Source organism: Verrucomicrobiia bacterium (genome assembly GCA_035460805.1).
Classification (GTDB): Bacteria; Patescibacteriota; UBA1384; order CAILIB01; family CAILIB01; genus DATHWI01.
In genome coordinates, this window is record DATHWI010000074.1 from 1 (window position 1) to 2,653 (window position 2,653).

The window sequence follows — 2,653 nt, forward strand, 5'->3', positions numbered from 1 at the left end:
TCCTTTCTAAGGTCGGATCTTATCGGCTAGATTATCCTTTGGATGATCGAAACCCTTTGATCCCCTTTGAACAAAAGAGGCCAAATCAGGCCTCGACATGCGGAACTTCGCCGTCTTCGTTTCTCTTTCTTTTCCGGGCGAATACGCTGGATTGATCAGGCATTTGGTCTGGTCTCCGCGTATTCTGGGCCAACGCTTTAGGTCTTTGGCCGCGCCTCGAAGCTTAATTGTTTCGGGTGCTTTGCCTTGGGCCTGTAGCTCAGTTGGTTAGAGCGCGCGCTTGATAAGCGTGAGGTCGGAGGTTCAAATCCTCCCAGGCCCACCAGGATCGATCGGTCACGAGCTGTTAAGGCTCGCAAGGCCGGCCGGCCGCCGCGCTTGATGGCGCGTTACCAACGCAAAAGGGGCCATAGCTCAGTTGGGAGAGCGGTAGCTTTGCAAGCTTCAGGTCGTCGGTTCGATCCCGACAGGCTCCACCAGCTCTTTGCGTTTGCAAGAGTTTGCACCCGGAAATTCAGGTTTTGCTGATCGTTGTTCTCAGGAACGACGGTAAGTAACGCTGTTTGTCATTGTGAAGAGGGAATAGATTTGAGGACGTCGCTACCCAGCGACATTCGAGGTGCGGACACCATCTGCGCTCGTCTTACTCGGGTCTATTCGGCAAGCAAAAATGGTCTTTCTGATCATATGTGCGCAGGCTTTGGTTAGCTTGCGGACATCGATCATGAGAACGATCAAGTGCCTTAAGAGCATTCGGTGGATGCCTTGGCGCTGAGAGGCGATGAAGGACGTGATACGCTGCGATAAGCCGTGGGGAGCTGCGAATGAGCTTTGATCCGCGGATTTCCGAATGGGGAAACCCACCTTCGACAATTCGTATTGTGACCGCAGACGGGGTGAAAACCTCGGCTGTTGTTGCACTACGAATTGTCACATGAAGGTATTGAAACCTGAATACATAGGGTTTCAAAGCTAACCCAGGGAACTGAAACATCTAAGTACCTGGAGGAAAGGACATCAACGAGACTCCGTTAGTAGTGGCGAGCGAACGCGGACCAGGCCAGTGCCTGACTGTAAGTTACCGGAAGTGGTTGGGAAACCACGCATTAATGGGTGATAGCCCCGTACGGATACGAGACCAAGAGAGACATGAGTAAGGCGGGACACGTGAAATCCTGTCTGAACGTGGGGGGACCACCCTCCAAGCCTAAGTACTCCTCAGCGACCGATAGTGAACAAGTACCGTGAGGGAAAGGTGAAAAGCACCCCGACGAGGGGAGTGAAATAGCACCTGAAACCGAATGCTTACAAACAGTGGGAGCTCAAGGTTCGTCCTGGGTGACCGCGTACCTTTTGTATAATGGGTCAGCGACTTAATCTGACGAGCAAGCTTAAGCCGATAGGCGTAGGCGCAGCGAAAGCGAGTCTGAACAGGGCGTTCAGTTCGTCGGATTAGACCCGAAACCGGGTGATCTAGCCATGAGCAGGTTGAAGGTAAGGTAACACTTACTGGAGGACCGAACCGGTGCCTGTTGAAAAAGTCTCGGATGACTTGTGGCTAGGGGTGAAAGGCCAATCAAACTCGGAAATAGCTGGTTCTCCGCGAAAGCTATTTAGGTAGCGCCTCGCGTGAATACTCTCGGGGGTAGAGCACTGGATGGGCAAGGGGTGCTTACCGCATTACCGATCCTAACCAAACTCCGAATACCGAGAAGTACTGCGCGGGAGACACACGGCGGGTGCTAACGTCCGTCGTGGAGAGGGAAACAACCCTGACTTACAGCTAAGGCCCCCAATTCGTGGCTAAGTGTGAAAGGATGTGGGAATCCCAAAACAACCAGGAGGTTGGCTTAGAAGCAGCCATCCTTTAAAGAAAGCGTAACAGCTCACTGGTCTAAATAAGGGTTCCTGCGCCGAAAATGTATCGGGGCTCAAGCCACGAGCCGAAGCTTAAGGTTTGCACTTTGTGCAAGCGGTAGCGGAGCGTTCCATAAGCCAACGAAGGCGGACCCGTGAGGGCTGCTGGAGGTATTGGAAGTGCGAATGCTGACATGAGTAACGACAAACAGTGTGAAAGACACTGTCGCCGAAAGTCCAAGGGTTCCTGCGTAAAGTTAATCTCCGCAGGGTTAGCCGGCCCCTAAGGCGAGGCCGAAAGGCGTAGTCGATGGGAATGAGGTGAATATTCCTCAGCCAGTTGGTAGTGACGGATCCCGTACGCTGTCAGATCTTATTGGATTGATCTGGCTTCCAAGGGGTTCCAGGAAATAGCTCCAACATTAGACCGTACCCTAAACCGACACAGGTGGACTGGTAGAGTATACCAAGGCGCTTGAGAGAACTATGCTGAAGGAACTCGGCAATTTACCTCCGTAACTTCGGGATAAGGAGGCCCAGTGTCTAGGCAACTAGGCATTGGGGGCACAGACCAGGGGGTAGCGACTGTTTAACTAAAACACAGGGCTCTGCGAAATCGTAAGATGACGTATAGGGTCTGACGCCTGCCCGGTGCCGGAAGGTTAAAAGGAGGTGTGCAAGCACCGAATTGAAGCCCCGGTAAACGGCGGCCGTAACTATAACGGTCCTAAGGTAGCGAAATTCCTTGTCGGGTAAGTTCCGACCTGCACGAATGGCGTAACGACTTCCCCGCTGT

General features: G+C 52.9%; 2 tRNA genes and 1 rRNA gene. All 3 read left to right on the top strand.

What is annotated here, in order from left to right:
- Nucleotides 1–248: 248 nt before the first annotated feature.
- Nucleotides 249–325, top strand: a tRNA-Ile gene (locus VLA04_02575).
- Nucleotides 326–403: 78 nt separating this feature from the next.
- Nucleotides 404–479, top strand: a tRNA-Ala gene (locus tag VLA04_02580).
- 253 nt (nt 480–732) lie between these two features.
- Nucleotides 733–2,653: ribosomal RNA gene (locus VLA04_02585) — 23S ribosomal RNA — on the top strand; the annotation flags it as partial.